The organism is Mycobacterium sp. NGS50, from assembly GCF_059812545.1.
On sequence record NZ_JCALCW010000036.1, the window covers coordinates 15,003 to 38,580 of the forward strand.

General features: G+C 65.8%; 19 protein-coding genes and 1 pseudogene. All 20 read left to right on the forward strand.

Features of this window, described 5'->3' with window-relative positions; translation table 11 throughout:
• The first annotated feature begins 19 nt into the window (after window positions 1-19).
• Window positions 20-1,597, forward strand: a complete 1,578-nt coding sequence (locus AC5Y36_RS21290) for a phage portal protein (protein ID WP_500042952.1) — start codon at window positions 20-22, stop codon at window positions 1,595-1,597.
• Window positions 1,581-2,585, forward strand: coding sequence for a VG15 protein (locus AC5Y36_RS21295; protein ID WP_500042953.1), 1,005 nt, complete (start codon window positions 1,581-1,583; stop codon window positions 2,583-2,585). Before AC5Y36_RS21290 ends, AC5Y36_RS21295 begins: the two co-directional genes overlap by 17 nt.
• A gap of 63 nt (window positions 2,586-2,648) precedes the next feature.
• Window positions 2,649-3,368 (forward strand): hypothetical protein, encoded by a 720-nt coding sequence (locus AC5Y36_RS21300; RefSeq protein ID WP_500042954.1) that lies wholly within the window; start codon window positions 2,649-2,651, stop codon window positions 3,366-3,368.
• Window positions 3,369-3,377: 9 nt separating this feature from the next.
• On the forward strand, window positions 3,378-4,619 hold the full coding sequence (locus AC5Y36_RS21305) for an SU10 major capsid protein (protein ID WP_500042955.1): 1,242 nt from the start codon (window positions 3,378-3,380) through the stop codon (window positions 4,617-4,619).
• Between the two features lie 6 nt (window positions 4,620-4,625).
• The gene (locus tag AC5Y36_RS21310) at window positions 4,626-5,066 is read left to right on the forward strand and encodes a hypothetical protein (RefSeq protein WP_500042956.1); all 441 of its coding nucleotides are present in this window, start codon (window positions 4,626-4,628) and stop codon (window positions 5,064-5,066) included.
• A complete protein-coding gene (locus AC5Y36_RS21315) occupies window positions 5,053-5,397 on the forward strand; it encodes a head-tail adaptor protein (protein ID WP_500042957.1) in 345 nt (114 codons plus the stop codon). Before AC5Y36_RS21310 ends, AC5Y36_RS21315 begins: the two co-directional genes overlap by 14 nt.
• Complete coding sequence (locus AC5Y36_RS21320) at window positions 5,397-5,738, forward strand: hypothetical protein (RefSeq protein ID WP_500042958.1); 342 nt, start codon at window positions 5,397-5,399, stop codon at window positions 5,736-5,738. Before AC5Y36_RS21315 ends, AC5Y36_RS21320 begins: the two co-directional genes overlap by 1 nt.
• Window positions 5,738-6,211, forward strand: coding sequence for a phage tail termination protein (locus AC5Y36_RS21325; RefSeq protein ID WP_500042959.1), 474 nt, complete (start codon window positions 5,738-5,740; stop codon window positions 6,209-6,211). The genes AC5Y36_RS21320 and AC5Y36_RS21325 overlap by 1 nt, the downstream gene beginning before the upstream one ends.
• A gap of 15 nt (window positions 6,212-6,226) precedes the next feature.
• Window positions 6,227-7,153 carry an Ig-like domain-containing protein gene (locus AC5Y36_RS21330; protein WP_500042960.1) on the forward strand — a complete coding sequence of 309 codons (927 nt, stop codon included), beginning with the start codon at window positions 6,227-6,229 and terminating at the stop codon, window positions 7,151-7,153.
• A 185-nt stretch (window positions 7,154-7,338) separates the two neighbouring features.
• Window positions 7,339-7,743: a hypothetical protein gene (locus AC5Y36_RS21335; RefSeq protein ID WP_500042961.1), complete on the forward strand. Its 405-nt coding sequence runs from the start codon at window positions 7,339-7,341 to the stop codon at window positions 7,741-7,743.
• Between the two features lie 257 nt (window positions 7,744-8,000).
• Complete coding sequence (locus AC5Y36_RS21340) at window positions 8,001-8,177, forward strand: hypothetical protein (RefSeq protein ID WP_500042962.1); 177 nt, start codon at window positions 8,001-8,003, stop codon at window positions 8,175-8,177.
• Between the two features lie 3 nt (window positions 8,178-8,180).
• Window positions 8,181-12,611, forward strand: a complete 4,431-nt coding sequence (locus AC5Y36_RS21345) for an aggregation-promoting factor C-terminal-like domain-containing protein (protein WP_500042963.1) — start codon at window positions 8,181-8,183, stop codon at window positions 12,609-12,611.
• Window positions 12,608-13,540 carry a hypothetical protein gene (locus AC5Y36_RS21350; protein ID WP_500042964.1) on the forward strand — a complete coding sequence of 311 codons (933 nt, stop codon included), beginning with the start codon at window positions 12,608-12,610 and terminating at the stop codon, window positions 13,538-13,540. The genes AC5Y36_RS21345 and AC5Y36_RS21350 overlap by 4 nt, the downstream gene beginning before the upstream one ends.
• Complete coding sequence (locus AC5Y36_RS21355; RefSeq protein WP_500042965.1) at window positions 13,537-15,291, forward strand: Gp37-like protein; 1,755 nt, start codon at window positions 13,537-13,539, stop codon at window positions 15,289-15,291. Before AC5Y36_RS21350 ends, AC5Y36_RS21355 begins: the two co-directional genes overlap by 4 nt.
• Window positions 15,292-15,303: 12 nt before the next feature.
• Window positions 15,304-16,281 (forward strand): LtfC-like domain-containing protein, encoded by a 978-nt coding sequence (locus tag AC5Y36_RS21360; protein WP_500042966.1) that lies wholly within the window; start codon window positions 15,304-15,306, stop codon window positions 16,279-16,281.
• Window positions 16,281-16,667: a hypothetical protein gene (locus AC5Y36_RS21365; RefSeq protein WP_500042967.1), complete on the forward strand. Its 387-nt coding sequence runs from the start codon at window positions 16,281-16,283 to the stop codon at window positions 16,665-16,667. The genes AC5Y36_RS21360 and AC5Y36_RS21365 overlap by 1 nt, the downstream gene beginning before the upstream one ends.
• Window positions 16,664-19,189, forward strand: a complete 2,526-nt coding sequence (locus AC5Y36_RS21370; RefSeq protein ID WP_500042968.1) for a glycine-rich domain-containing protein — start codon at window positions 16,664-16,666, stop codon at window positions 19,187-19,189. The genes AC5Y36_RS21365 and AC5Y36_RS21370 overlap by 4 nt, the downstream gene beginning before the upstream one ends.
• On the forward strand, window positions 19,186-21,780 hold the full coding sequence (locus AC5Y36_RS21375) for a PE-PPE domain-containing protein (RefSeq protein ID WP_500042969.1): 2,595 nt from the start codon (window positions 19,186-19,188) through the stop codon (window positions 21,778-21,780). The genes AC5Y36_RS21370 and AC5Y36_RS21375 overlap by 4 nt, the downstream gene beginning before the upstream one ends.
• Before the next feature lie 82 nt (window positions 21,781-21,862).
• A complete protein-coding gene (locus tag AC5Y36_RS21380; RefSeq protein ID WP_500042970.1) occupies window positions 21,863-22,294 on the forward strand; it encodes a hypothetical protein in 432 nt (143 codons plus the stop codon).
• A 211-nt stretch (window positions 22,295-22,505) separates the two neighbouring features.
• A pseudogene (locus AC5Y36_RS21385) lies at window positions 22,506-22,844 on the forward strand (C40 family peptidase); the annotation flags it as partial.
• Between the last annotated feature and the right edge of the window lie 734 nt (window positions 22,845-23,578).

Genomic DNA, 23,578 nt, shown 5'->3' on the forward strand with positions numbered 1-23,578 from the left:
CCTCGAGGAAGGAGAACAGGTGACGACACCGGTGTCCGAAGCGTTGTTCTCCACGCTCGACGGCAAGGTCATTCCGCCGATCCTCTACCAGCAGCCGCTCGGCAATCTGGGGCTCTCCGATGTTGAGCAGCGGGTCATGCAGTTTCTGTCGGCGCGGCTGTTGGACCCGGGTTATCAATCCCAGTTGTGGTTGTCGTCGCTTTACTACTGGGGGATGAATGATTCTCCGTCGCTTGGCATTTCGGTTCCTCCTGAGCTGGAGCCGTTGCGGGCGGTGCTGGGCTGGTGTGGGGCGGCGCTGGATGCCCGTTCGGAGCGGTTGACGATCCAGGGTTTCCGGATGCCGGGCGCGACAACGATCGACTCCGATCTGCAGTCGGCATGGCAGTCCAGCAATTTGGATGCCGAGTCGGTGCTGACGCATGACGAGGCGATGATTTACCGGCATTCGTTCGCGATCGTCGGGGTGCGCGAGAACCGGGATGAGCCGCCGTTGACGACGATCGAGTCGCCGATGAACATGACGGCGTCGTGGGATTCGCGGCGCCGCGAGGTGTCGGCGGCGTACCAGACGTATATCGACTTGGATCCGGCGTCGGAGACGTTTCTGCGGCAGCTCGCCACGTTGTACACCCGTGATGCGGTGATCCAGCTCGTCGCGTCGGAGGGCAGTGGCTGGGAGGTTCAGGAGCGCAACGATCACCGCATGGGGTTCGTGCCGGTGATCATGTTCGCGAACCGGCCGACGACCCGAGACCCGTACGGCACGTCGGAGATCGCGGCGTCGTGGCGTAACACGCAGGACCGGGCGGCCCGCGCGGTGGTGCGCAACGAGGTGGCGTCGGAGTTCTTCGCCGCGATGAAGGTGTGGCTGCTCGGCACGACGGAAGCCGCATTCCAGAAGGCCGACGGGTCGATCGCGACCGCGTTGGAGACGTTCACCGGCCGCATTTCGACGCTGGAGGCCGACAAGAACGGCAATCTGCCGCAGGTGGTGTTCCAGCAGGCGCAGGACCCGTCCGGGCTGGTGGAGTTCATCAACCATGAGCGGCAGATGATGTCGGCGAATACCGGCGCCCCGGTGGAGTACTTCGGCGCGGTCAATGACGGTAACCCGGTGTCTGCGGATGCGATCACCAAGGGCGATTACCGGTTGATGAAGCGTGCGGAGCGTCTGATCACCCAGTTCGGGAACGACTGGGAGGACTGGGCTCGGATGGTGTTGCGGATCTGGCATGGGAGTCTGCCGCCGAAGGTGGAGCAGTTGGAGTCGGATTGGGCGAAGCCGACGATTCCGACGCCGAACGCGGACGCGGTGACGGTGACTACCCAGGTGGCGGCTGGCATGGTTCCGGCTGATTCCGATGATGCGTTGGCGGCGTGCGGGTGGACTCCTGTTCAGCGGGCCCGGATCGCGGCGGCCCGGACGAAGGCGCAGGGTTTGGCGGCGATCGATCAGGCGTTGGCGGGGTTGAAGAGCGTGAATGCGGGTGTGCAGCAGCCGGGCGGTGCGCCGACGCCCGCACAGCAGTCGTTGGATGGTGAGCAGCCGTCGGCGTTGATGGGGTTGCAGCAGTCCCGTGACCAGCAGCAGTAGCGATCAGCAGCAGGCGCGTGCGCAGGCCGCCCGGAATGCGGGGATCGTCGCGTTGGCCGCTGGATCGACGGCGGCGCTGTGGCCGCGGGTGGACTGGGCGAGTCCGGCCGCCGCAGCGGCGGTGAAGACGCTGTACGGGGCGATCGTGACGAAGTATGGGCAGGCGTCGGCTGCGGTGGCCGCCCAGTTCTATGACGAGTTGCGCGCCGGCGAGCAGTTTCCGTCGGCGTTCACCGCGGTGCCGGCGGATCCGGTGGTGCAAGCGCATATCGACGCGATCGTGGATTCCGCGTTCCTCGGCGTCCCGGCCGTCGATAGCCACGGACACGACCACGGCACCGCCGGCCAGGGTGCCGTCGAGCACGCGGGATCCGCGCGGCCGGGCGCACCGGAGCGACCGGTGGGCGCCGAGCACCACGCGGCCGACGCGACGTCGTCTCGCGGCGGTCTGCGGATCACCGAAGTTCAGCCGGGTGAGAACACTTCGCATGTGTCGGTGACCAGCGACCTGCCCGTCGAGGAACGCGTCCCGACCCGGCTGGACGGGTCGTTGCAGCGGCTGGTGTTGCAGCCGGCGCGCGACACGATCGTGCAGAACGGTGCGCAGGACCCGGCCAAGCCCATCGGCTGGGCACGGGTACCGACGTCGGATCATCCCTGCGCGTTCTGCCTGGTGATGGCGTCGCGCACGTTCGAGCCGACCGGCAAGAGCCGCCGGGTGTTCGGATACGGGGGCCCGTCGCTGTACCGCAGTAAGAAGTCGGCGACTCAGGTGGTCGGCCGGGGGGACGCGGTGCGCGGCTCCCAGCAGATGGGCGAGAAGTACCACAACCACTGTTCGTGCATCGCAGTCCCGGTGTTCAGCCAGGAGCCGCCGAGCGCGGCGGATTACCGCGAGATGTACGAGAAGGCGGCGGCGAACGCCGGCACTCACCGCGATCTCAAGGCGGTGCTGGCGTCGATGCGCCAGAACTACGGCGTCAGCTGACGCCCCCATTTTCCCGGCTGCCCGAGGTGGGCGGCCAACTGATGATGCCCAGGAGGCACCGCAATGCCCGATGTCCCGACTCCGAACAACATGCCCGGCGCCCAGGCCGGCGGCGAGCAGCAGCCCGCCGGGCAGCCGCCGGTCGCCGGCCAGCAACCACCAGCCGACACCGGCCAGCAGCAGGCGCCGACTACGCCGCCGCCGGCGCCCCCCGCACCGCCAGCCGACGCGGGTAAGCCCCCGTGGGAGCAGTCCGGAGAGCCGTTCGACCCCGAACGCGCCTGGAACCTGATCCAGAAGGTCCGCGGCGAAAAGGCAGACCTGCAGAACCGGGTCACCGCCGCGCAGCCGATCCTCGAGGAACACGAACGGCTGCGGCGCGCGTCGCAGACGGAGAACGAACGCCTCACCGAAGACCTCACCGCCGCCGCGACCCGCGAGGAAACCTGGCGTTCGCAGGCGGTCCGATCGAAAGCCGAAGCCTTGGCGGCCGGCACGTTCATCGACGCCGAAACCGCGGTCACCCTCCTCGGAGACCTCTCGGGCTATGCGACGCCGGAAGGCATCGACACCGCCAAACTCACGGCCAGCCTCCAGCAGCTGGCCGCCGACAAGCCGTTCCTCGTGGCCCCGACGCAACCGCCGGGGTTCACGCCGAATCGGGGTCAGGGCCAGTCAGGAACTGGACAACTCCCCCTGGACGAACGAATCAGAGCCGCAGAGAAGGCCGGCGACCTGATGACGTCCATCGCACTCAAACAGCAGAAGCTCTACCAGAAATAGGAGCAAGCCATGTCCGGAATCACCGCCATCGGCACCACCTTCAACGAACCGAACTACCACGGCGAGCTGTTCGCCCTGACCCCGACCGACACCCCGCTGTTGTCGATGGCCGGCGGCCTGGGCGGCGGCAAGCAGACCTTGGCCACCGAGTTCGAGTGGCAGACCTACGACCTGCGCGACCCGCAGATCCGGACCCGCGCCGAGGGCGCGGACGCCCCCGACCCGGAAGCCCGCGTGCGGTCGAACGTCAAGAGCGTGGTGCAGATCTTCCAGGAGACGGTCGGCACCAGCTACACCAAGCAGGCCGCGATGCAGCAGTTCGCGACCCCGCAGTCCGCGCCGTTCAACTCCACTGACGGTCTGGGATTCGGTAACCCGGTCGTCAACGAGCACACCTGGCAGGTCGCGCAGTCCCTCAAGCAGATCGGCCGGGACTGCAACTTCGCCTTCTGGCACGGCCAGAAGAACGTGCCGACCGACAACACCACCAACCGGCAGATGGCCGGTCTGCTGTCGGTGATCTCGACGAACAAGATGTTCGCCGCCGCCGAGGTGACCGCAACGTCGGCCACCGACACCATCACCGCAGCCTCCCACGGCCTGGCCAACGGCGACCAGGTGGTGTTCACCGACACCGACGGCGCAACCAACATCCGCGTGGACCGCGCCTACTTCGTGGTCAGCTCGGCCAGCGGCACCTTCAAGGTCGCGGCCACCGCCGGCGGAACCGCCATCACCCTGGGCACCACCGCGGCGCTCAAGTACGTGCCCGTCGCGGTCGCCGCCGGATCGGTGGCCAAGCCCGTCACCCCCGACCTGGTCGACGTGCTGATCCAGACGATCTTCGACAACGGCGGCCTCGTGGAAGGCGACACCCGCACCCTGTTCGTGCCGTCGGTGCAGAAGCGGATGCTCAAGAAGGCCTACGCATCGGCGTTCGGTCAGCTGCAGGGCGCACTGTCGGCCAACACCGGCATCACGGTCGGTGGTGTCGCGGTGGACCGCATCACCACCGACATGGGTGAGCTGAACCTGGTTGTGGACCGGGCACTGCCCAAGGACTGCATCGTGGCCGTGTCGATGGAGATGATCGACCCGGTGTTCCTGTCGATCCCGAACCGCGGCGTGCTGTTCGAGGAAGCGCTGGCCAAGACCGGCGCCACCGACAAGACGCAGATCTACGGCGAGATCGGCATGGCGTACGGCGCCGAGAGCGCCCACGGTGTGCTGCGCGGCCTGGCGGTCGCGTAACCCGTCATGACGCTTCCAGCCTCCTACGCGACAGCGCAGGATCTGGCGTCGTACTGGCGGCCATTGAGCGACGCCGAGCAGGCACGGGCAACCGTCCTGCTCGGCGCCGCCGCCGACCGGATCAACGAGCTGCCCGGCGCGGAAGAGTTCGTGCAGACCGCCTGCAAATGGGTGTCGCTGGACATGGTCAAGCGGGCCATGATCGGCGGTGGCGGCGTCAAAACGGCCAGCCAGGCGATGGCCGACATGAACGCCAACTTCACCTACGTCAACCCCGTCGGCGACCTCTACATCCTGAACTCGGAGATGGATCGCCTCGCCGGCCGCATTGCCGGCGGCGCGTTCTCGCTGCCGCTGACCTCGAACGTCCAGATCCCGTACCAGCCGTGGAACAGCCGCTGGCCGTCACCGTGGTCCCCCGAGACGAGCACCGATGCCGGTAATTAACCCGATCTACGCCCAGGAACTGCCGTTCGAGCGCCCCGTCGAGGACCCCGACGGCAACAACACCTGGCAGCCACTCGGGTCATTCCCTGCGGTTCCGTCGATGACGGGCCCGGGCTTGGACACCGGCACCGGCACACGGTACGGGCAGGCCGGCATCGTGTTCGTTCCACGAGGATCCGATATCCGCATCTCGGACCGGTTCCTGTGGAACGGCGTGTATTACACGATCGCGGGCGCGCCGCGCGGCGACATCGATCACCCGTTCACCGGCGATGACTTCGGTTGGGTGTCGATGAACTTCATGGGCACAACCGCACGGTGGGGAAGCTGATGGACGTCACTATCCCCGAGCCGAATCCGGCGTTGACCGCGTTCCTGCTGTCCCCCGAGTTGCGGCGCATCGTCGAGGAACGCGCCAACACCGCCGAGATGATCTATCAGGCCCAGGTGGCCAAAGTGACCGGCCGGCTCGCTGCGTCCGCGCACGCGTCCACCGAGATCGGGGGCGCCGACAACGACCGCTGGATCGGGGTGCTCACCGTCGGCGGCCGCGGCGCCTACTACGGGGCATCGACCGAGTTCGGGCATCACCAGGTTCCCGACGACACACCCGAATACGTCGAAGGCCGCCACGACCTCAACCACGTCCTCGAAGAACTCGGGAACTTCTGATGCAGTTCCCAAACTGGTATGAGGGCGGCCTGCCTGACGTGGAAAAGCTGATGCGGGAACTGTTCTCGCCGCTGCTTCCCGACGTCAAGGTGGTGTCATGGCTGCCGAAACCCGACGTCTACAACACAACGCTGGCCGACGGGGGCGCCTATCTGCGGGCCCGCCGCACCGGCGGCGGATGGAACCACGACAAGAACCGTGACGAGCCGCGCGTCCAATTCGCCGGCCTCGCATCGTCACGCGACGATTCCTGGGCTTTGATCGAGTTCGTCCGCCAGATCCTGCACCCGTTCATCGATCACGCATCACTGGTTCCGGGAACCCCAACCAAGCTGTACGTGCAGGGCGAAATCGTTGGCCCGCAACTAGTTCAAGAACTCCTCCAGGACGACAGGCTCGTCCCGGTCACCTTCGAGTTCCACACGTGGAAACCGAAGGGCCTACCGAATTACCACACGGCCCTGGGCCTGTAACGAAAGGTAAGACCAATGTCAGGCATCACAAGCTATCAAGGTGGCCAGTCGGACCTGGAACTCGCCGGATGCGACACCGCGGTGCTGCTCGCCCCCTACGTGGGCACCCCGGCGCTCACCAGCCTCGAAGACGTCGTCAACGGCGGACTCGACGACTCGCTGATCGGCGCCTCGTCGAGGTTCATCAAGGTCGGCAACTACGAGAAGAAGGCCGGCGTCAAGCTGTCGAACAAGCCGACCATCAACAAGATCTGGTCGGCCGGCAAGGGCACCCCGACCCGTCTGCTGGCGTCGGAAGCCGAGAAGTCGATCGCCTACAGCCCGCAGGAAACCAACCTGATCAACCTGCAGAACGCGTGGGGTTTCACCCCGGACGCGGTGTCGGCGCCGTCCGCCAAGGGTGGTGTGACGGCGATGATCCCGGAGCTGCCCGCGAACCTGCTGTGGCGTGCGGTGCTGCTGTCGTGGGACACGTTCAACGACAAGGACGTGATCCAGTACTGGATCGCGAACAAGGTGGCCGTCGGTGACCGTCAGGACATCAACGCCGTTGACTCCGATGTCCTGAACTACCCTGTGGTGCTGGACTTCCTCAACGATGAGGCGGTCGGTGTGCCGGTCATCTGGGGTGTCTGCGGCGACGGCTGGGTCGATCTGAGCAACCTGAACGACACCGGCTTCCTGCCCGCGGTCACCGCCATCACCGTGACGCCGACCACGGCATCGATCACGTCGGCGACCGGCTCGACGCACACCAAGCAGCTGGCGGTGAAGGACTCCAACAACACCGATGTGACGGCGACGGCTACCTACGTGTCCGCCGACACGTCGAAGGCCACCGTCTCGGCTGCCGGTTTGATCACCGGCGTCGGCGCCGGTTCGACCACGGTGACCGCCAGCTACCGCGGATTCACCGCGGACTGCGCGGTGACCGTCTCCTAACCGGAGATTCGTTGCCCCCGGCCGGCGCGCAACATGTGCCGGTCGGGGGCAACACCAGCCCATCTGCACACCCCGCCCAGTTTGGAGAGGTTCCAACGTTGGCCAGCAAGAAGCAGATTTCTCGGTCGTCAGCGGCGCTCGGGGAACCGTCAGGCAGGCTCCTGGCGCTCTCGGCCGAGACGAATATGCCCGAACCGTACGAGGTTTCCGAGCACATCGTCATCGCGCCACCGACCAAAACGTCGTCGGACGCCCTCAACGACGCCCACATGCGGATCCTGGTGTACCAGTCGATGCTGAACGCTGCGCTGGACCTGCGTGGCGAAGACGCACCGTCGGACACCCAGATGGCGGCGCTGTCGCAATCCATCACCGACGCCGAGAACGACTACAACCGGACGTTCTTCGGTGACCAGCACGACGCGGTGATGGAGTTCTTCGCGAACCGGCCCCGCCGGCTGTGGGACGCGTTCGTGGCCGACATCAAGAAGCAGTTCCTGACCAGCGAACCCGACGACGGGAAATGCCCCACCTGCGGGCATGTCGTCGATGAGGACGCGGAGGGAAAAGAGCACGAATCCTCGACCTGATCGACCATTACTGGGATCAGATCGAGGGTGACTTTGCGCGCTACCTGGGCGGTGTCGATGCGCGCGACTGGATCCGCGGACTGCGTCCGTGGCCGCAATTCCTGAACTACTGCGACACCGTCGCCAACATCGACGGTTCGCAGCTGTGGTCGGCGCAGCTGGCCGACGACCGGTACCTGCCCGAGATCGAGAAGCGGCTCGCGCAGAAGCGGGAACCGAAATCGACGCGGCCGCCGCTGCAAGGTCATTCCGTTGAAGTGCAGGCCCTGTACATGGTGGCCAACCAGGTTCGGCTGCTGATCCGCGCCATGAGCAACGCCGACATCGAATCGATCGCAGGCCCGGAGATGCCGTCGGACCGCATCAAGGCCGCCAAGAAGGCGCGGGCGATGGCCCGCATCGACGAACTACTCGGCTACAACAAAGGGAGGTGAGCTGTGCCGTATACCGCCGGTGAGGCGAACCTCAAGATTGTTCCGGACGCCCGCGAGTTCCGCACCAAGTTGAAGGCCGATCTGGAGCGGATCAAGGCCGAGTTCTCGGTCAATGTCACCGCGGACACCGCCCAGGCACGCGCCGACATTCAGCGCCTGCGCGATGTGGAGCAGCGCAACGCGGTGCAGATGGGTGTTGAGGCTGATCTGGCGCGGGCCCAGGCCGAGATTGCCCGGTTCCGGATGCAGCAGCAGGCGAACGCGATCAACATTCCGGTCGATGTCGATACGGCGCCGGTTGCGCGTGCCCGCCGCGACCTCGAGCGCATGGCCGGCGGTTCCGGTGGCGGTGTCATGTCGGCGCTGAAGTGGAATGCCGGCGCGCTGGCGGTGGGGAACCTGCCCGCGATGGCCACGGGTCTGGCCGGGGTTGCCGCCGCGATGCAGCAGGTGTCTCAGGCCGGGCTGGTCATGCCGGGGCTGCTAGGTGGGGCGTTGGCGTCGCTGGGTGCGGTCAAGCTCGGTGTGTCCGGTGTAGGGGATGCGATCAAGGCGATGGTCGCCGATGACGGATCAGCGAAATCGGTGAAGAAACTCAACGAGGCGATGGCCGGGTTGGCGCCGAACGCGCAGGCGTTCGTCAAGGCGATCGGCGACATCAAACCGCAGCTGGACGGGCTGCGGTCGGAGGTTCAGGACAGTCTGTTCGCCGGGCTCGGTGATCAACTGAAAACCCTTGCGAACGCTGATCTTCCGAACGTCAAGAGCGGGCTGAGCGGTATCGCGACCGCGTTGAACCATGATCTGGGCCAAGTCATGGCCACCCTGTCGTCGGATTCATCGAAGGGGCTGCTGGACCGGATCCTGGGCAACACGTCGGAAGCCGAGGAACGGTTCAAGACGGCGATCGACCCGATCATCCACGGATTGGGCACGCTGACGGCGGCGGGTACGGATGTGTTGCCGCGGCTGGCTGACGGGGTCGGGAAGGTCGCGTCGCGGTTCGACACGTTCATCTCCAACGCCGACAAGGATGGCCGGCTGGACAAGTGGATCAACGACGGCATCGACGGGATGGATCATCTCGGGAACACGCTGATCAACATCGGTAAGAGTTTCACCGCGGTGACGACGGCGTTCGGCGGCGGCGAGGGATTCCTGGCGGCGCTGGAGAACGGGTCGAAGCGGCTGGCTGATTTCCTCAACTCCACGGAAGGCCAGAACAAGCTCAAGGAGTTCTTCGCGAACGGCAAAGCGGAGATCGACAAATGGGCGCCGATTCTGAAAAACCTTGTCACAAAGGATATTCCGAATCTCATCGCTGGGGCGCAGCGGTGGTCTGACACGCTGATGCCGTTCTTGAGTGCGGCCACCAACCTGATCGGACAATTCCCGGGCCTCACTCAGGCCGCGGTTGCGGGGTTTCTGCTGTTCAAGACCATGAATGCGTTCGATGGGCTGCTTGGCAATCTCGGCAATGTCAAGACCGCGGTGGGGGGTATCGGCGACGCGCTGGGCCCGTCTGCGACCAAGGCTGAACGGCTGGGTACCGCGTTGGGAACCATTGCGGGTGTCGCGGTCAAGCTGGGTGGGCTGGAGCTGCTGAAGAAGGGTCTGGAGAAGCCGGACATTCCGGAGGGTCAGGTCACATCGGCGGATGACCTCGGAAATCTCAGCGACAAGAGTGCCCTGGAGGTCATCACGGGCGGCGCTCTTCTCGGGGGTCCGGTGGGGGCGGCGCTGGCCGGTGGGGACTACCTGTACGAGACGGTCCAGCAGGCCAACAAGCAGAACGCGCAGAACCAGAAGATCATCGACGCGGCGCAAGGCGATGCCAAGCAGAAGGCGATCCAGGAAGCGTTGGGTTTCAAGGGAAACGATCCTCGTGAGTGGGATTTAGCCCCCAAGGACAACAACAAGCGTGCGGCCTGGATCATGGCCAACCCGGAGAAGATCGGGTTGCCGGCGAACACGTCGGGCGATACGACGTTGACGAAGTTCAACCAGATTCTGGCCAACGCGCGTGAAGCCGCCGCGGCTCTGGATCAGTTGGGCGACAAGATCAGCACGCTGCCCAACGGCGACATCAAAATCAAGGACCCGACGCCGACCATCATCCAAGAGGTCTTGGACTTGGGTCTCAAGGTCACGAAGTTGCCTGACGGCACGGTGACGATCAACGCGAACACCGATGTGGCCGCGAACAAACTGGCCAACATTCAGGAACAGATCGCGCAGATCAATTCTGGTCTGTCCCAGATGAACAGTATGCAGATTGCGTTGCCGCCGGTCCCGGCGGGTGTGTCGATGACCAGTCCTCATGGTGCGTTGGGTGGTGCGGGCGCGGACGGTCTGCCCGGGGGCAGTCATGCGCGTGGTGGTCCGACGCGTAACGGTCACGGTAATGGGCCGACGGGCGGCTGGATTTCGGAGTTGCATTCCGATGAGTGGGTGTTGCCGGCGCATGCGCGGAAGCGGATCGGTGACCGGGCGTTGTGGGCACTCACCCAAGGCCGCAGCTTCGAAGGCGGCGGCACCAACGACGAGAACGGAAACCCCGTCACGCCGGGTGGTCCTGCTCCGGTTGCTCCCAACCCGATGGGTGGCAGCGTTCCCGACGCGATCAGCCGTGCCGCGGCCGGCGCCGTCGGCGGAATCACCCACCTGCTGCCGACCGGCGGCCCCGGCCCCGGAAACAACGGCATCGGCGGCATCGCAGGAGCCGGTACAGCAGCAGCCGCACCCGATGCCCTGCACAGCTGGTTCCCGTGGCTTGGCCCGCTCGAGCAGAACGGCCCCCAAGGCGTTCTGGACGCGATGCCCGACAAGATCAAGCCCCAAACCCTGATCAAGAACTTCGGCGCCGCGATCCTGGGCACCGACGGATCCGGTGGCGGCATCCTCGGCGCCTTCGGACTGTCCAACTCGATCCTGTCGCCGAACAACGCCTACAACAAGGCCGTCCAGTCCACGATCGGCTTCTACTCGCAGAAGTTCGGCGGCGGCAGCGCTGGCGGGGGCGGGGCGTCGATGAGCGATGCTGACGTGTCGGCCCGGCTGGCCGGGCTCGGCTTCACCCCCGACCAAATCCAAGCCGTCATCAGCAAGCGTGACGCCACCGCCCAAACCGACGCCCTCAAACAGCAGCTCACCGCCGCCGGACTGTCCCCCGCCGACGTGCAGGCCGCCCTGGCCGCGCGCGGCGGCAACGGCAAAGCGCCGGCAGCCAGCTACGCCGGCGGCAGCAACAGCACCCATTCCGCCGTCTACCAGGCGTTCAAAGCCGCCGGCTTCTCCGATGACCAGTGGCCCGCGCTGGTCAACCTCGTCAACGGCGAGTCCGGGTGGCGCACCAGCGCCAAGAACCCGGCCTCGTCCGCCTACGGGCTGTTCCAGTTCCTCGACTCGACGTGGGCAAGTGTGGGCGCCACCCGCACCTCATCAGCCGAAGGGCAAGCCCAAGCGGGCATGGCCTACATCAAGCAGCGCTACGGCGACCCGGCCAAGGCGTGGGCGTTCTGGCAGTCGCAGTCACCGCACTGGTATTCGTCGGGTGGCGCGACGCCGGGATCGCCGTCGACTCCGATCCCGGCGGTTCTGCATGGCGGCGAGTTCGTGCACCGTGCGACCGCGGTCCACAAGTACGGGGTGCCGTTCATGAAGGCCCTCAACGCCGGCCAGATCAACCCCGCCCACCTGCCGCACTTCGGTGTGGGTGGCCTGGCGCCCGGGATCGCTGACTTCCTGCTGCCGACCCCGCCCAACCCCGACAAGCAGCAGCAGGGACCCGGCGGGCCGCTCGGATCGGTGCCGTTGGCGGCCGCGCCGTCGCAGCCCTCCACCAACGCCAAGAGCCTGATCCCGCCGCGCACGAACGAACCCGCACCCCCACCACAACCCGAAATGCAGCCGACGCCGACGGTGGCCGAACCGCAGCAGCCCAGCCAGGCCAAGCCGAAACAGACGGCCAGCACCGCCCCGCAGGTGTCAGCCGCACCCAGCAGCTTGGACCACGAGCTGCCCGCGCTGAAGACCGCCGTCACCTCCACGGCCGGGGTGATCGCGAACATCGCATCCCAAGCCGTCAACGCCGCCGCAGCCGCCGGAACCTTCGGCGCCTCCGCTGCCGCCGGCGCGGCCGGTAAAGACGCCGGATCGATGGTCGCCGGGCTGATCAAAGAAGGCGGCAAGATCGCCAACGACGTCATCAACGTTCCCTCCAGCTTCCTGGTCGGCAACATCACCAGCGGCACCCAAGACTCCGCATACGGCGCCACCCTCACCTCCAAGCACCGGCAGCCCGCCACCGCCAATGTCGGTGGCCGCGTGCAGAACAACCAGTTCTACGGAATGGACGTCAACAAGGTGTTCCAGCAGCTTGATCTTCGCGATGCCCAGGATCAGCAGGCAGCATTGGCGGCACACCCGAGATGAGACGCAAAGGCGACATCATCGACGTCATCGGCGTCAACGGCGACTTCTGCCGCATCAGCCCGCCCGGCTACTCCTGGGGCCCCGAACTCGCACCCGGCTCAACCGGCCTCTACGACATGCCGATCCAAACGAACTGGGGCACCTACGGATTCGGCCAGTTCTACCAGTCGTGGAAACCGAAACGCCGCGACGTCGTCTGGACCATCCACGTCGTCAACCCCGACACCGGAACCCTCATCGACCAGGACTCCGACCTGTGGCACACCATCTACTCGCGATGGAAGGCGATGTTCTCCCCGACCGCCGAAGCCACGATCGTCTACACGTCCATCGACGGAGAACGCACCCTCGGACTGCGCACCCTGCAGGAACCGAAATCGTTCTCCACACAGGACTTCGAAGGCAAAGACCCGCACGTGTTCACCTACGGCTCGGTCGTGCAGACCATGGCCGCCGAATGGCCGTTCTACGTGGGCCGCACCGAACGGTTCGCCTGGGAAGTCCAAGCACCCGGCAACTACTGGTTCACGCTGCCGTTCTACAACCCGTCGTCGGTCGACATCTTCCCCGAATGGAGCCTGACCGGCGGCGCGACCTGGCAGCTCCCCGACTACTCGTTCGGCAACGAAGCGTTCGGCCGCGGTGTCGCAGACACCGGGAAAACCATCCCGTTGGCGCCGCTGCTCGACGACGAAGACCTCAACATCCAAACCCGGCCGGACCTGGAGACATTCGTCACCAGCCTCGAAACGCTGTTCGCCGGCCGCAACAAAGGCCGCGACTTCGAATACCCCATCCCGCCCGGGATGGGTGATTCCACCGAAGGCTGCGTGGTGTCGACGAAGATCACCAACCTGGCCGGTGCACGCTGCGAACTGATCCTGCCCCGCTGGTATGACCAGCCGTTCTCCACGCCGAGGATCGTATGAGCACCGCGTTGGCGGAACGTCTCGCCACGTCGATGGCGCAATGCACCGAGACGCGGCGTGCACGCAGATCGTTGCAGCGCGCCGTGTCGACGATCTGGATCTACCGCAACAACCCCGACGGATCACCCGGTTTGCTGCCCGTCGGCCGCATCGACGTGTTCGAGACCACGAAACGCTCGTTTCCGATGAAGGGCAACGTCTCAGCCACCGGAGAGTTCGAGATTCGGGCAAGCCATCACATCGCGAAGTTCATTGCGTCGATCCCGAACAACCCCAACGAGTGCAAGAACGTCGTGATCCGGGTCGACAAGTACGGCGGCCAGTGGCGTTGGACCGGCCTCATGCATCACTGGCAGCTCGCGACCCGTGACGGCGTCGACTACCTCACCGCCTCGTTCAACGACGACATGCAGTTCTGGCAGTTCCTGCTCGGCGCCCCCAACCCGTCGCTGCCGGTGTGGCTGTTCCAATTCCCCAGGGACTACCTGACTTTCGCTCCCATGTGCTGGAGTGTCGCTACTTTCTTTTGGCTCAACCTCATCCGAAAGCAGTCAGAGGAATTCTGGGCAGGACTGGCCTCCGGTCTCGCGGTCCTCGTCGATGATCCCTGGGACATCAACGAGTGGACGCAGGATCAGATCAACCTGTTGAACACCGCGACGTGGCAGGTCCACATGAAGGCCGTCGACTTCAACTCCGACTCCAGCCTGTGGGGGCCGATCGCGTCCCGGATGAACACCACCGACTCGGTCGTAGCCTCGGGCCTCGATGACGGGCAGCTCGCGTTGACCTACCGCCGCTACTTCACCGACGAAGGCGAATACGCCGAAGACATGTTCGGCAACAAGGTCGCTAACGGTGCCCTGATATTCGAGGTCGTCGACCGGTCCGGGTTCGTGCTGCCGGGCGGCACCTACTTCAACGGAACGTCGGCGTCCGGGCTGGTGCGTTCGGTGCTGCAGTGGTCCGACGGCTATATCGAGGACACTCTGAACGAGGTCACCGACGACGAGACGCTGTACCCCGACGAGTACTGGCAGACCGGGTGGCTGGCCAGCCTCGCGTCCACACCCTCAGTGTGTGTCCGTGATTCCTATTGGAACGACCTCAAATCGGTGGTCACCTACAGCCCGGCGACGGCCGGGTCGGTGATCGTCGGCGGCGACAACCCGACCGCCGACGCAATCGCGAAACTGATCATCGAAGCCACCGGCGACCTGGTCGGCTACTTCCTACTCGGCGGGTTCGACTCGCTCGGCGACATCGCCGCCGAAGTGATCATGCCGTTCATCGTCGGCACCATCCTGGCTTGGGACGAAGCAGTCAACACGGCACGCATCAAAAACCTCGGCTGGGTGCACCTGTTCGAGATCTACCAGCAAGGCGCCGAACAGAACTCATGGTCCCTGGCCGCGTTGGCGGCGATGCGCGGCGGATACAACGCCACCCAGGCCCAAACGAACCACACGATGGTTGTGGACGAATCGACGTGGGTGATCCCCGGCGTTCACGTCACCATCAAAGACCGGATCTCGTCCAGCGCAGGCGCGTTGCAACGCATGGGCGTCGACATGCTGTTCATCTCGCAGGTAGAGGAGATGAACCTGGACGGCGACGAGAACGGTGCTGAGCACTTCACGATGAAGTGCGGCAAGAACACTGCGGCGATGACCACCGGAGAACGTGCCGCTCAACAGCTGAAGTTCGTGCTCGACAAGATCAGCGACATCGGAGTGCATCTCATCTCATGAAAGCAGCCGCTCATGCTTGATTCCCGAATCACCGCGGTCGTTCTGTCGCGCGGCAGCACCTGGAACCCGCAGCCGTTCCAGCCGCCGTACCTGCTGGCCGACCCTGGCAGCCCGTGGCCCGATGGTGCGACCGCCAAGACCGTGTTCTACGACACCACCGGCGGCCAGCTCGCCTCCATCGACGGCACCGTGGCGCCGGACGCGATCAGCTTCGACGGCGACCCGACCGTGTTGGATGCGATCCCGGCCGGCGCGAACTTCGAAGTGTTCCTGACCGATGCGTCATCCAAGCCATACCAGATCCGGTACGGCAAGGTGATCCGCAAGGAAGCCGAGTTCCTACAAGCCCCGCCGACAACGATCGTCAACCACGCACTCAAGTTCGTCGACACATTCCCCACCCTCGGGCTGCGGTCAGCGTGGCAGCCGGTGGCCGGCACCACCCAGGTCTACGACAACTCGGCGTCATCGCTGCCCAACAGCGTCGGACCAAAGGTCGAATGGCTGTCGAAAGCCCAGTCCGCGATCCGCTGGTTCCAGCCGCTCAACGGCGACTCCTGCCGCATCAAGGTGTCGATGCTGAACAAGGACATCGGCGCCCTGGACTCGAACAAAACCACGGTGATCCTGTGCGCCGACCAGCTGTTCACCACCTACCTGGCGGTGCAGTTCGAGGCGTCGAACTGGCAGCCCGCCAAGAACCTGATCCACTTCGGTATCGGGACGGACCCGGTCACCGTCACCTATCAGGGCGCCTCGTTCGCCAACACAGTCGCGAACAGCGACGACTACGAGATCGCCTACGACGCCACCACCGACACCCTGTCGGTGTACAAAGGCAACGACACCACCCCTCTGTCCTCGTGGACCGACACCGCCCACGTGGTGCCACACGGGCCCGGCTACCGCTACGTCGGCATGAGCTTCGTCAACGGGGCCCTGACGAACGGTCTGCAGCCCACCAGCTGGCTGGCAATGGATTCGATCTGATGCCGGACTTCGAGAAAGCCGACCAGATCGCCATGCTGGCCAAGGCGCTGTGGTTTCTGCCGCCGCCGGCCCGCACCAAGATCGCGGACGGACTGTACGGGCTTGGTGTGCGGGTGATCCCGGAGCTGGCCAGCAAGGAACTGATGGCCGACGGCCCGCTGGGGATGGGTAACCATCGCCGCCAGGAGCTCGTCAGCATCAACTCCAGCAGCCGGCTGCTGGACTTTCTGCGGCATCACAACCCGGAGCTGGCCGCCGACGTCGAAGCTGCCCGCACCCCTGGTGAGAAGGCGGCGTTGATGGCGCGGATCGCCTCCGATCATCCGGGGCTGATCGGGCATGCGCAGCAGTGGCTTCGGCAGACACCGGTGGAGGATCTGGGGTGACCACACCCAACGGTCCGGGTGGTCTGAATCCGGATGTTCCGAACGTCATCGGCCAGACCGGTTTGGCGGGTATTCCGGCGCTGACGCAGGACAAGGTCACGGCGACGCTCAAAGCGCAGGTGTTGGCGTCGTCGTCGTGGAAGTCATCGACGGTGTCGGTGTGGGATGGGTTGCGGCGCGGCACCAACGGCGAGCCGGTGTCGTTGGCGTTGGGCATCATCGAGGCGATCACGAAGCGGCTGTTCGGTTGGTCGGATCAGACGTGGTCGGATGTCGAGTCTGCGTTGTTGGCGATCGAGAAGGTTCCGATTCTCGGTGACATCGTTGAGGTGTTGACCGGTCTTGAGGACGGCGATTACAGCGATCTGGGGACGTGGGCTAACCGGTTGCTCAACGGTGATTCGCGGCTGAACGCTGCGAACCTGTGGGGGTTGATTCCCGACACGTCGATCACTGGTACGGCGACCAACCCGCTGTGGAATCCGGGGTTCGAGGGCGCGATCTCCCTGGTTCCCGGCGGGGGCTGGTCGTGGGACAGCGTCGTCTACTACGACGACCCCGACGAGACCGACGCGACGACGCGGGGTTCGGCGACGGTCACCGCCGACGGAAATATCCATGCGTTGCGGTCGAACCCGTTCCCGGTTCAGGCAGGCCAGCGCGTACCGCTGGACATCAAGGTCCTCACAACCGGTTTGGTGTGCACAGGCAGCCCGGTTCGGGTCGATGTGCTCACCTTCATCACCGATGCAGACGGCAACGCCACCCCGGTCGGGACGGTCACCGTGCCGGGCATGGCGATGGGTGCTGCTGTCGATGACCCCGACGACTGGGTGAACGTGCCGGCCGGGTCGAAGCAGGCCAGCCTGATCGGCACGTACACAGTGCCCACCGACGGCACGGTGAATCAGGTTCGGTTGCGGCCGGTGGTGGACACCGGCGCGACTGCGGGCACCGTGCGGTTCGGCAAGGCAGCGGTCACGTTGCAGGGCGGCCTGATCGCCGATTTGAACGACGACTTCCGTGATGGCCAGCAGGCGTGGAACACGTTCTCCCAGTCGTTTTTGCAGTCAATCTCGGACGTCCTGAGCGGCGCCAAGAGCTGGAATCAAGGAATCGACGCCATCCAGACGGCATGGAACATCTTCATCCAGGTGGTTGCCGGGATTCAGGCTGACGGAACGATCACGCTGCAGAAGATCCTGGAAAACATGTTCGGATTCAACAGCTCTGGCCTGTTGTCCCCGGCCCGGGTGGACGGCCTCGACGACAACCTGTTGCAGCTCGGCGCCGCCCTGGCCGGCGACATCGACGATGCCGGCGCGTGGGCGTGGTTGGCTCAGTTCCTCAAGTCGGTGTACGACCTGTTGGGCATCACGAACACGATGGCGATCGATAACACGAACACGCTGGGTGAACGGAACAACAAGCCGCTCGCGTGGGGCCTCGATGACACCACCGAGAGCAATATCGCGTTCAACCCGAACCCGGATGGATTTCAATTGGTGCCCGGAACGCAGATCTACACCTTCATTCGATGCTCACAGGCCGACACAAAAAACACGGTCGCATTCCTGGCTCAAATCTATGCCACACCCGCGCCAACAGCGTTCACGGTCAGCGTATTCAAGGTTGACTTTGAGAACTCGAAACTCGTCTACAAAGGGACATCAAGCAATCTCGGATCGCAACTACAGGCAGACATCGGTTGGCTGTTCGTGTCGGCCTATGCCACTGACGTAATGCCGGGCGACGTAATCGCCGTGTGTTTCAACACAAATCAAAACCTCAATCTGTACGGCAGCTTCGGGAATGTCCCTGCGCATCCGAACGCGAAGTTACCCGGAATTGAGGCAACGACGACAGGACACTCATCACCACCTTCGGGGGACGTGCCCTTCTCATCGCTGACATTCGGCAACACTAAGGTGCCCTACGTCGGCCTGGAAATCTCCAATCCGCCTGCACCTACCTACAATCCGCAACCCAGGACATACACGTCTCCGGGCACCCGCACCGTCACCATCGACGATTGGGCGCAATACGTCGACTTGATCGGAATCGGCGGCGGTGGTGGCGGTCAGGGCGACACCCCGGCCACGAACTCCGATGGCGGCTACGCGGCCAGCTGGGGCACCAAGACGCTGCAACGCGGCGTCGACTTCCCAGCGTCCGGCCCGTTCACCATCACCATCACAGTGGGTGCTCCCGGTGCGGGCGGTGACGCGCTCGCGAACGGATCACCCGGCGGGGCCACCGTATTCAGCTGGACGGACGCCAGCGGAAACCCGCAGACCCTGACGTGCGCGGGCGGCGCCGGCGGCTACCAGCTGGCCGCCCTCGACAGCCTCGGAAACGGCGCCCCCGACAAGACCTACAACGGCACCACCTATCCGGGCGGCGACAGCGTGCTGACCGCGAACGGCAGCATCCCCGGCGGCGGCGGATCCGGCGCCGGCTGGTACGGCGGCGGCTTCAACGGCGGCCGCGGCCAGGCATGGACTGTGGAGCGCCAAACGTGACCGAGGTCGTGCTGCTCAACCCGATGGGCTCCGATGTCACCTGGGCGATGCCCACCCTGATGAAGGGCACCCTGCTGGAGCCGGGCGACACGGTCTACACGCTGCCCTACACCAATCAGCCCGGTGCTTCGAACGTTCAGCAGTGCGCGGACCTGCTCGATGCGCGCCTGCACTCCAGCGCGGTGAAGCGACGCGTGTTCGCCTATTCGGAGGGATGCCAGGGCGCTGATCTCTGGCTATCGACATACGGCACCAGCAGCAGCATCGACCCCGACGATGTCGAGTTCCTGCTGATCGCGAACGCCAACCGTAAGTACGGCGGGTTCGTTTACGGCCACGACATCTTCAACTCGGTGGGCTACACCCAGGGCAAACCCGCCGACACCCCGTACACGGTGGTTGATTTCGCCCGCCAGTACGACGGCATCGCGGACTTCCCCACCGCTCAAGCAGTCCAGGACGCGCTGGTCGGGTTGCAGACCGTCGGCTCGGACGCCAACGCCCTGTCCGGTGCAATGCACGCCGTCGCAACCGTACTCAACAACACCGCCTACTCCGACGCCGCACTAAACGCAGTCGCCGGGGCAATCTGGATCCACAACTGGTACTTCAATGTTGCGGTCGACGACGACACCAACCTGAAACTGGTCGAAGGCAACATCACCTGGGTGTGGGCGCCCACCTATCCGGTGCCGTTGCTGGGCACCGGATCAACGTTCCCGCAGCAGGAGCAACAGCTGCGCACCAAGATCGAGCAGGCGTTCGCGCGACCGGTCGATATCCCGATGCCCGACTACGCCGGCAGCAGCGGCTGGTGGGGTGGTGTGCCGCCGGTCGTGGCGCCGAAGGCCCCGGTGACCGGCTGGTGGGCCGAGGACCTGGTGCTCGCAACCCCGGGCGCTGCCGCGTTGCGGGCGATCGGCTCGGCGCCGATAGTGCGCGTCGGGAAACGGATCACCCCGGCGCCCGCTGCCCTCACCGTGACCGGGTCGGCGCCGACGGTCGCGATCTCGGCGCACAAGGTGATCCAGCCCGCGGCGGCCGAGCTGACGATCATCGGGTCGCGGCCCGCGGTCGGGCTCACCTTGCGACCAGCTCCCGCCGCGCTGACGGTAACCGGTGGCGTGCCGGTGGTGGCGTTGAGCGACAACCAGCGCATCATCCCAGATCCGGCTGAGCTCAGCGTCGTCGGCGCCGCCCCGATGATCCGGCTCAGCGACAACAAGACGGTGCGGCCCGCGGCCGCGGCCCTGGTGCTGACTGGCTCGGCTCCCACCGTGATATGCCCGCAGACGGTGCGGCCAGCTGCCGCCGAGCTGGTGTTGACCGGCGGCGTGCCCGATGTGACGGTTACCGTCAGGATCACTCCCGATCCGGCGGTGCTGGTGCTGATCGGCGGGACACCGATCGTGTCGACGCCGGTCGTCGTGAAACCCGCCGAGGCAGCGTTGACGATCATCGGATCGCATCCGGCGTTGGGCACCACGCTTCGCCCGCCGGCCGCCGCGCTCATTGTTGTTGGCGGGGTGCCGACGGTCGCGGTCAGCGACAACCAGCGGGTTGTTCCGACCGCGTGCCCGCTGACTATCACCACGGGCACACCGGTTGTGAAGGTGTCTGACCACAAGGTCGTCCAGCCTGCCGCCGCGGCGCTGAGCGTGACGGGGTCGGCGCCGGCGGTGAGCACTCCGCGCCGGGTCGCACCGGGTGCTGCCGCGATGTGGGTTACCGGTGGCCAGCCCGATGTGGTGATCTTCAACCCGTTCACCCCGTTCAACGAGACGAACACCAACCGCACCAACCAGCCAGTGCCCACCGGATGCAGCGGCGTGTGGGTGACGATGCTCGGCGGTGGAGGCCCGGGCGGCAGCGGCTACAGCAACTCCTCGAGTGGCCGCACCGGCGGTAGCGGCGGCGGCGGCGCCGCGCGCATCAACAGGTTCTTCGTGTCGGCCGCGAACCTCGGATCGACGTATTCGGTGAGCCGCGGCCTGGGTGGCGCGTCGGGCAGCGACGGCGGCAACAGCGTCTTCACATCCGGATCGGTGACCCTCACCGCGGGCGGCGGCAAGAAGGGCCTCGACGGAAGCACCCTCGGCGTGAAGACCGGCGGCGCCGGGGGCACCTGGTCGGCGTCGGGAATCTCCGGAGTCACCGGCGCGAACGGGTCAGCAGGCGGTAACAGCGGTAACTCCAACAGCTCGCCGAGCTACAACGGCCAGCCGGGCGGCTCCAACTCGAACGGCGCTGGTGCCGGCGGCGGCGGTGGTGGTGGCGTCGACGGATTCGGCGGCGGGTCAGCCACAGGCGGGGCCGGCGGCAGCTCCGACACCGCCGGTGGCCGTGGCGGTATCTACAACGGCAACTCGTCGACCACCACCGGATCGGCCGGCGCCAACGGCGTGGACGGCACCGGAGCTGACGGTGGCGGCGGTGGTGGCGGCTCCGGTGTCGGATCGTTCTACACGGCCTACCCGGGCGGTAAGGGCGGCAGGAACGGCGGTGGTGGCGGCGGCTCGCCGGGCACTAGCGGCTCTGCCGCAGCCGGTGGCGCCGGCGGCGACGGCTACACCCTTCTCGAATGGGTCTAGCACCCAACTGATCTCAACCAATCCCAGCGGACAGCCAAACCGGGCTGCCCGCCAACACCCCTTTTTTGAAAGGAACATCCTCATGGCCGCAGGCACATGGACCCTCACCAACGCAGGCCGCACAAGCCTGCTCAACGGCACCTTCGACCTCGACAGCGACTCCTGGAAAGTCGCCCTGTTCCAGTCCAGCTCGAACATCGGCGCGTCCTCGACGACCTACGCGGGCCTGACCAACCAGGTCGCGGCCGCCAACGGTTACGCCACCGGCGGCATCGCCGTCACCCTCACCCTGACCGGAACCACCAGCGTGGCGGTCACATTCACCAGTAACCCCGTCTGGACCGCCACGGGTGGCCCCATCGCGGCACGCTGGGCCGTGCTGTACGAGGTTGGCGGCAACGTGCTGGCCTACTGCCTGCTCGACGCCACCCCGGCCGACGTGACCGCAACCGACGGCAACACGCTGACCATCGACAGCGACGGCACTCCCAGCCCCGTCATCACGCTGGCCTGACCGGTCATGAGAATCATCGCTGTGCTGGCCGCCGGGGCTGTCATCGGCCTGGCGGCCAGCGCCACACTCGGCTACCTGGCACTCATCGGCTGGACCGACCACTGGCCGGAATGGTGATCACCGCGCCGCCCGGAGAACAATGCGTCCGGCACTGGCCGCGCTCATCTGCGTCTTGTGGCTGATCATGGCCGCACCGACCGCTGACGCCACAGCCGACGACATCGTCGCCGCCGCCCGAACCGCGATCGGGAAACCCTACGCCTGGGGTGCGACCGGCCCAGACGCATTCGACTGCTCCGGGCTCATCGTGTGGGCCTACGCCCAACTCGGCATCACCATCCCGCGCACCAGCCAGCAGCAGGCCGCCGGCGGCCAACCCGTCGACCGCGACCAGCTGCAGCCCGGCGACATCGTCACCTACTACCCGGGCGCCACCCACGTAGCCCTCTACGTCGGCGACAGCCACGTCATCCACGCATCCACCTGGGGACGCCCCGTCGCCGAAGTACCCATCGACCAAGCCGGACCCTTCCACAACGCACGCCGCTACCTCACCCGAAAGGCAACCCCCATGACCGACACCCTGTTCGCCGACGTCTCCGAATTCCAACGCCCCGTCGATGATTCGTACCCGTACGACGTCCTATCGATCCGGGTCAGCGACGGCACCTACCGCGACCACAACTTCGCCCAGAACTACGCCTGGATGCGCGCCGCGCTCGACAGCGGCCGACTCACATTCGGCATCGTCTACACCTACGTGCGTCCCGGCACCTGGGCCAGCAACCGCGACACCGTCATCGACATGATCAACGCCAACGGCGGCCTACACCCCAAAGTGACGCTGATGCTCGACGTCGAATCCGGCGGCAACCCCGGCGGCGACCAGTCCGACGGCATCAACCGCCTCTACTGGGGCCTCGCCGACTGGATCGGCGACCGCTCCCGCATCATCGGCTACGGCAACGTGTGGGATCTCAACACCTGCTGGCCCACCAAACCGGACGGCATCCGGCTGATCGTCGCCGGCTACGGCGCCAACCCGTCATACCCGGGCAAGGTCGCCCACCAATACACCGACGGCCAGGGTCACGGCGGCGGCCTTCCCGAAGGCTGCCCACCGTTCGGGAACTGCGACATGAACTCCGCGGACGGCCTGGACGCCGTCGCGTTCGGCGCGGCGTGCGGCATCGGCACCCCCGCGGTACCGCCGCCGCCACCGCCCGCGCCGCCGAAGGTGCTGCCGATCATGTTCACCGTCGAAGGCCACATGTCCAACATGTT

Bases quoted from the DNA above. Each gene is read 5' to 3' on its own strand.
- AC5Y36_RS21300 (WP_500042954.1), top strand. From the start codon at position 2,649: ATGCCCGATGTCCCGACTCCGAACAACATGCCCGGCGCCCAGGCCGGC.
- AC5Y36_RS21305 (WP_500042955.1), top strand. From the start codon at position 3,378: ATGTCCGGAATCACCGCCATCGGCACCACCTTCAACGAACCGAACTAC.
- AC5Y36_RS21310 (WP_500042956.1), top strand. From the start codon at position 4,626: ATGACGCTTCCAGCCTCCTACGCGACAGCGCAGGATCTGGCGTCGTAC.
- AC5Y36_RS21315 (WP_500042957.1), top strand. From the start codon at position 5,053: ATGCCGGTAATTAACCCGATCTACGCCCAGGAACTGCCGTTCGAGCGC.
- AC5Y36_RS21320 (WP_500042958.1), top strand. From the start codon at position 5,397: ATGGACGTCACTATCCCCGAGCCGAATCCGGCGTTGACCGCGTTCCTG.
- AC5Y36_RS21325 (WP_500042959.1), top strand. From the start codon at position 5,738: ATGCAGTTCCCAAACTGGTATGAGGGCGGCCTGCCTGACGTGGAAAAG.
- AC5Y36_RS21330 (WP_500042960.1), top strand. From the start codon at position 6,227: ATGTCAGGCATCACAAGCTATCAAGGTGGCCAGTCGGACCTGGAACTC.
- AC5Y36_RS21335 (WP_500042961.1), top strand. From the start codon at position 7,339: ATGCCCGAACCGTACGAGGTTTCCGAGCACATCGTCATCGCGCCACCG.
- AC5Y36_RS21350 (WP_500042964.1), top strand. From the start codon at position 12,608: ATGAGACGCAAAGGCGACATCATCGACGTCATCGGCGTCAACGGCGAC.
- AC5Y36_RS21355 (WP_500042965.1), top strand. From the start codon at position 13,537: ATGAGCACCGCGTTGGCGGAACGTCTCGCCACGTCGATGGCGCAATGC.
- AC5Y36_RS21360 (WP_500042966.1), top strand. From the start codon at position 15,304: ATGCTTGATTCCCGAATCACCGCGGTCGTTCTGTCGCGCGGCAGCACC.
- AC5Y36_RS21365 (WP_500042967.1), top strand. From the start codon at position 16,281: ATGCCGGACTTCGAGAAAGCCGACCAGATCGCCATGCTGGCCAAGGCG.
- AC5Y36_RS21380 (WP_500042970.1), top strand. From the start codon at position 21,863: ATGGCCGCAGGCACATGGACCCTCACCAACGCAGGCCGCACAAGCCTG.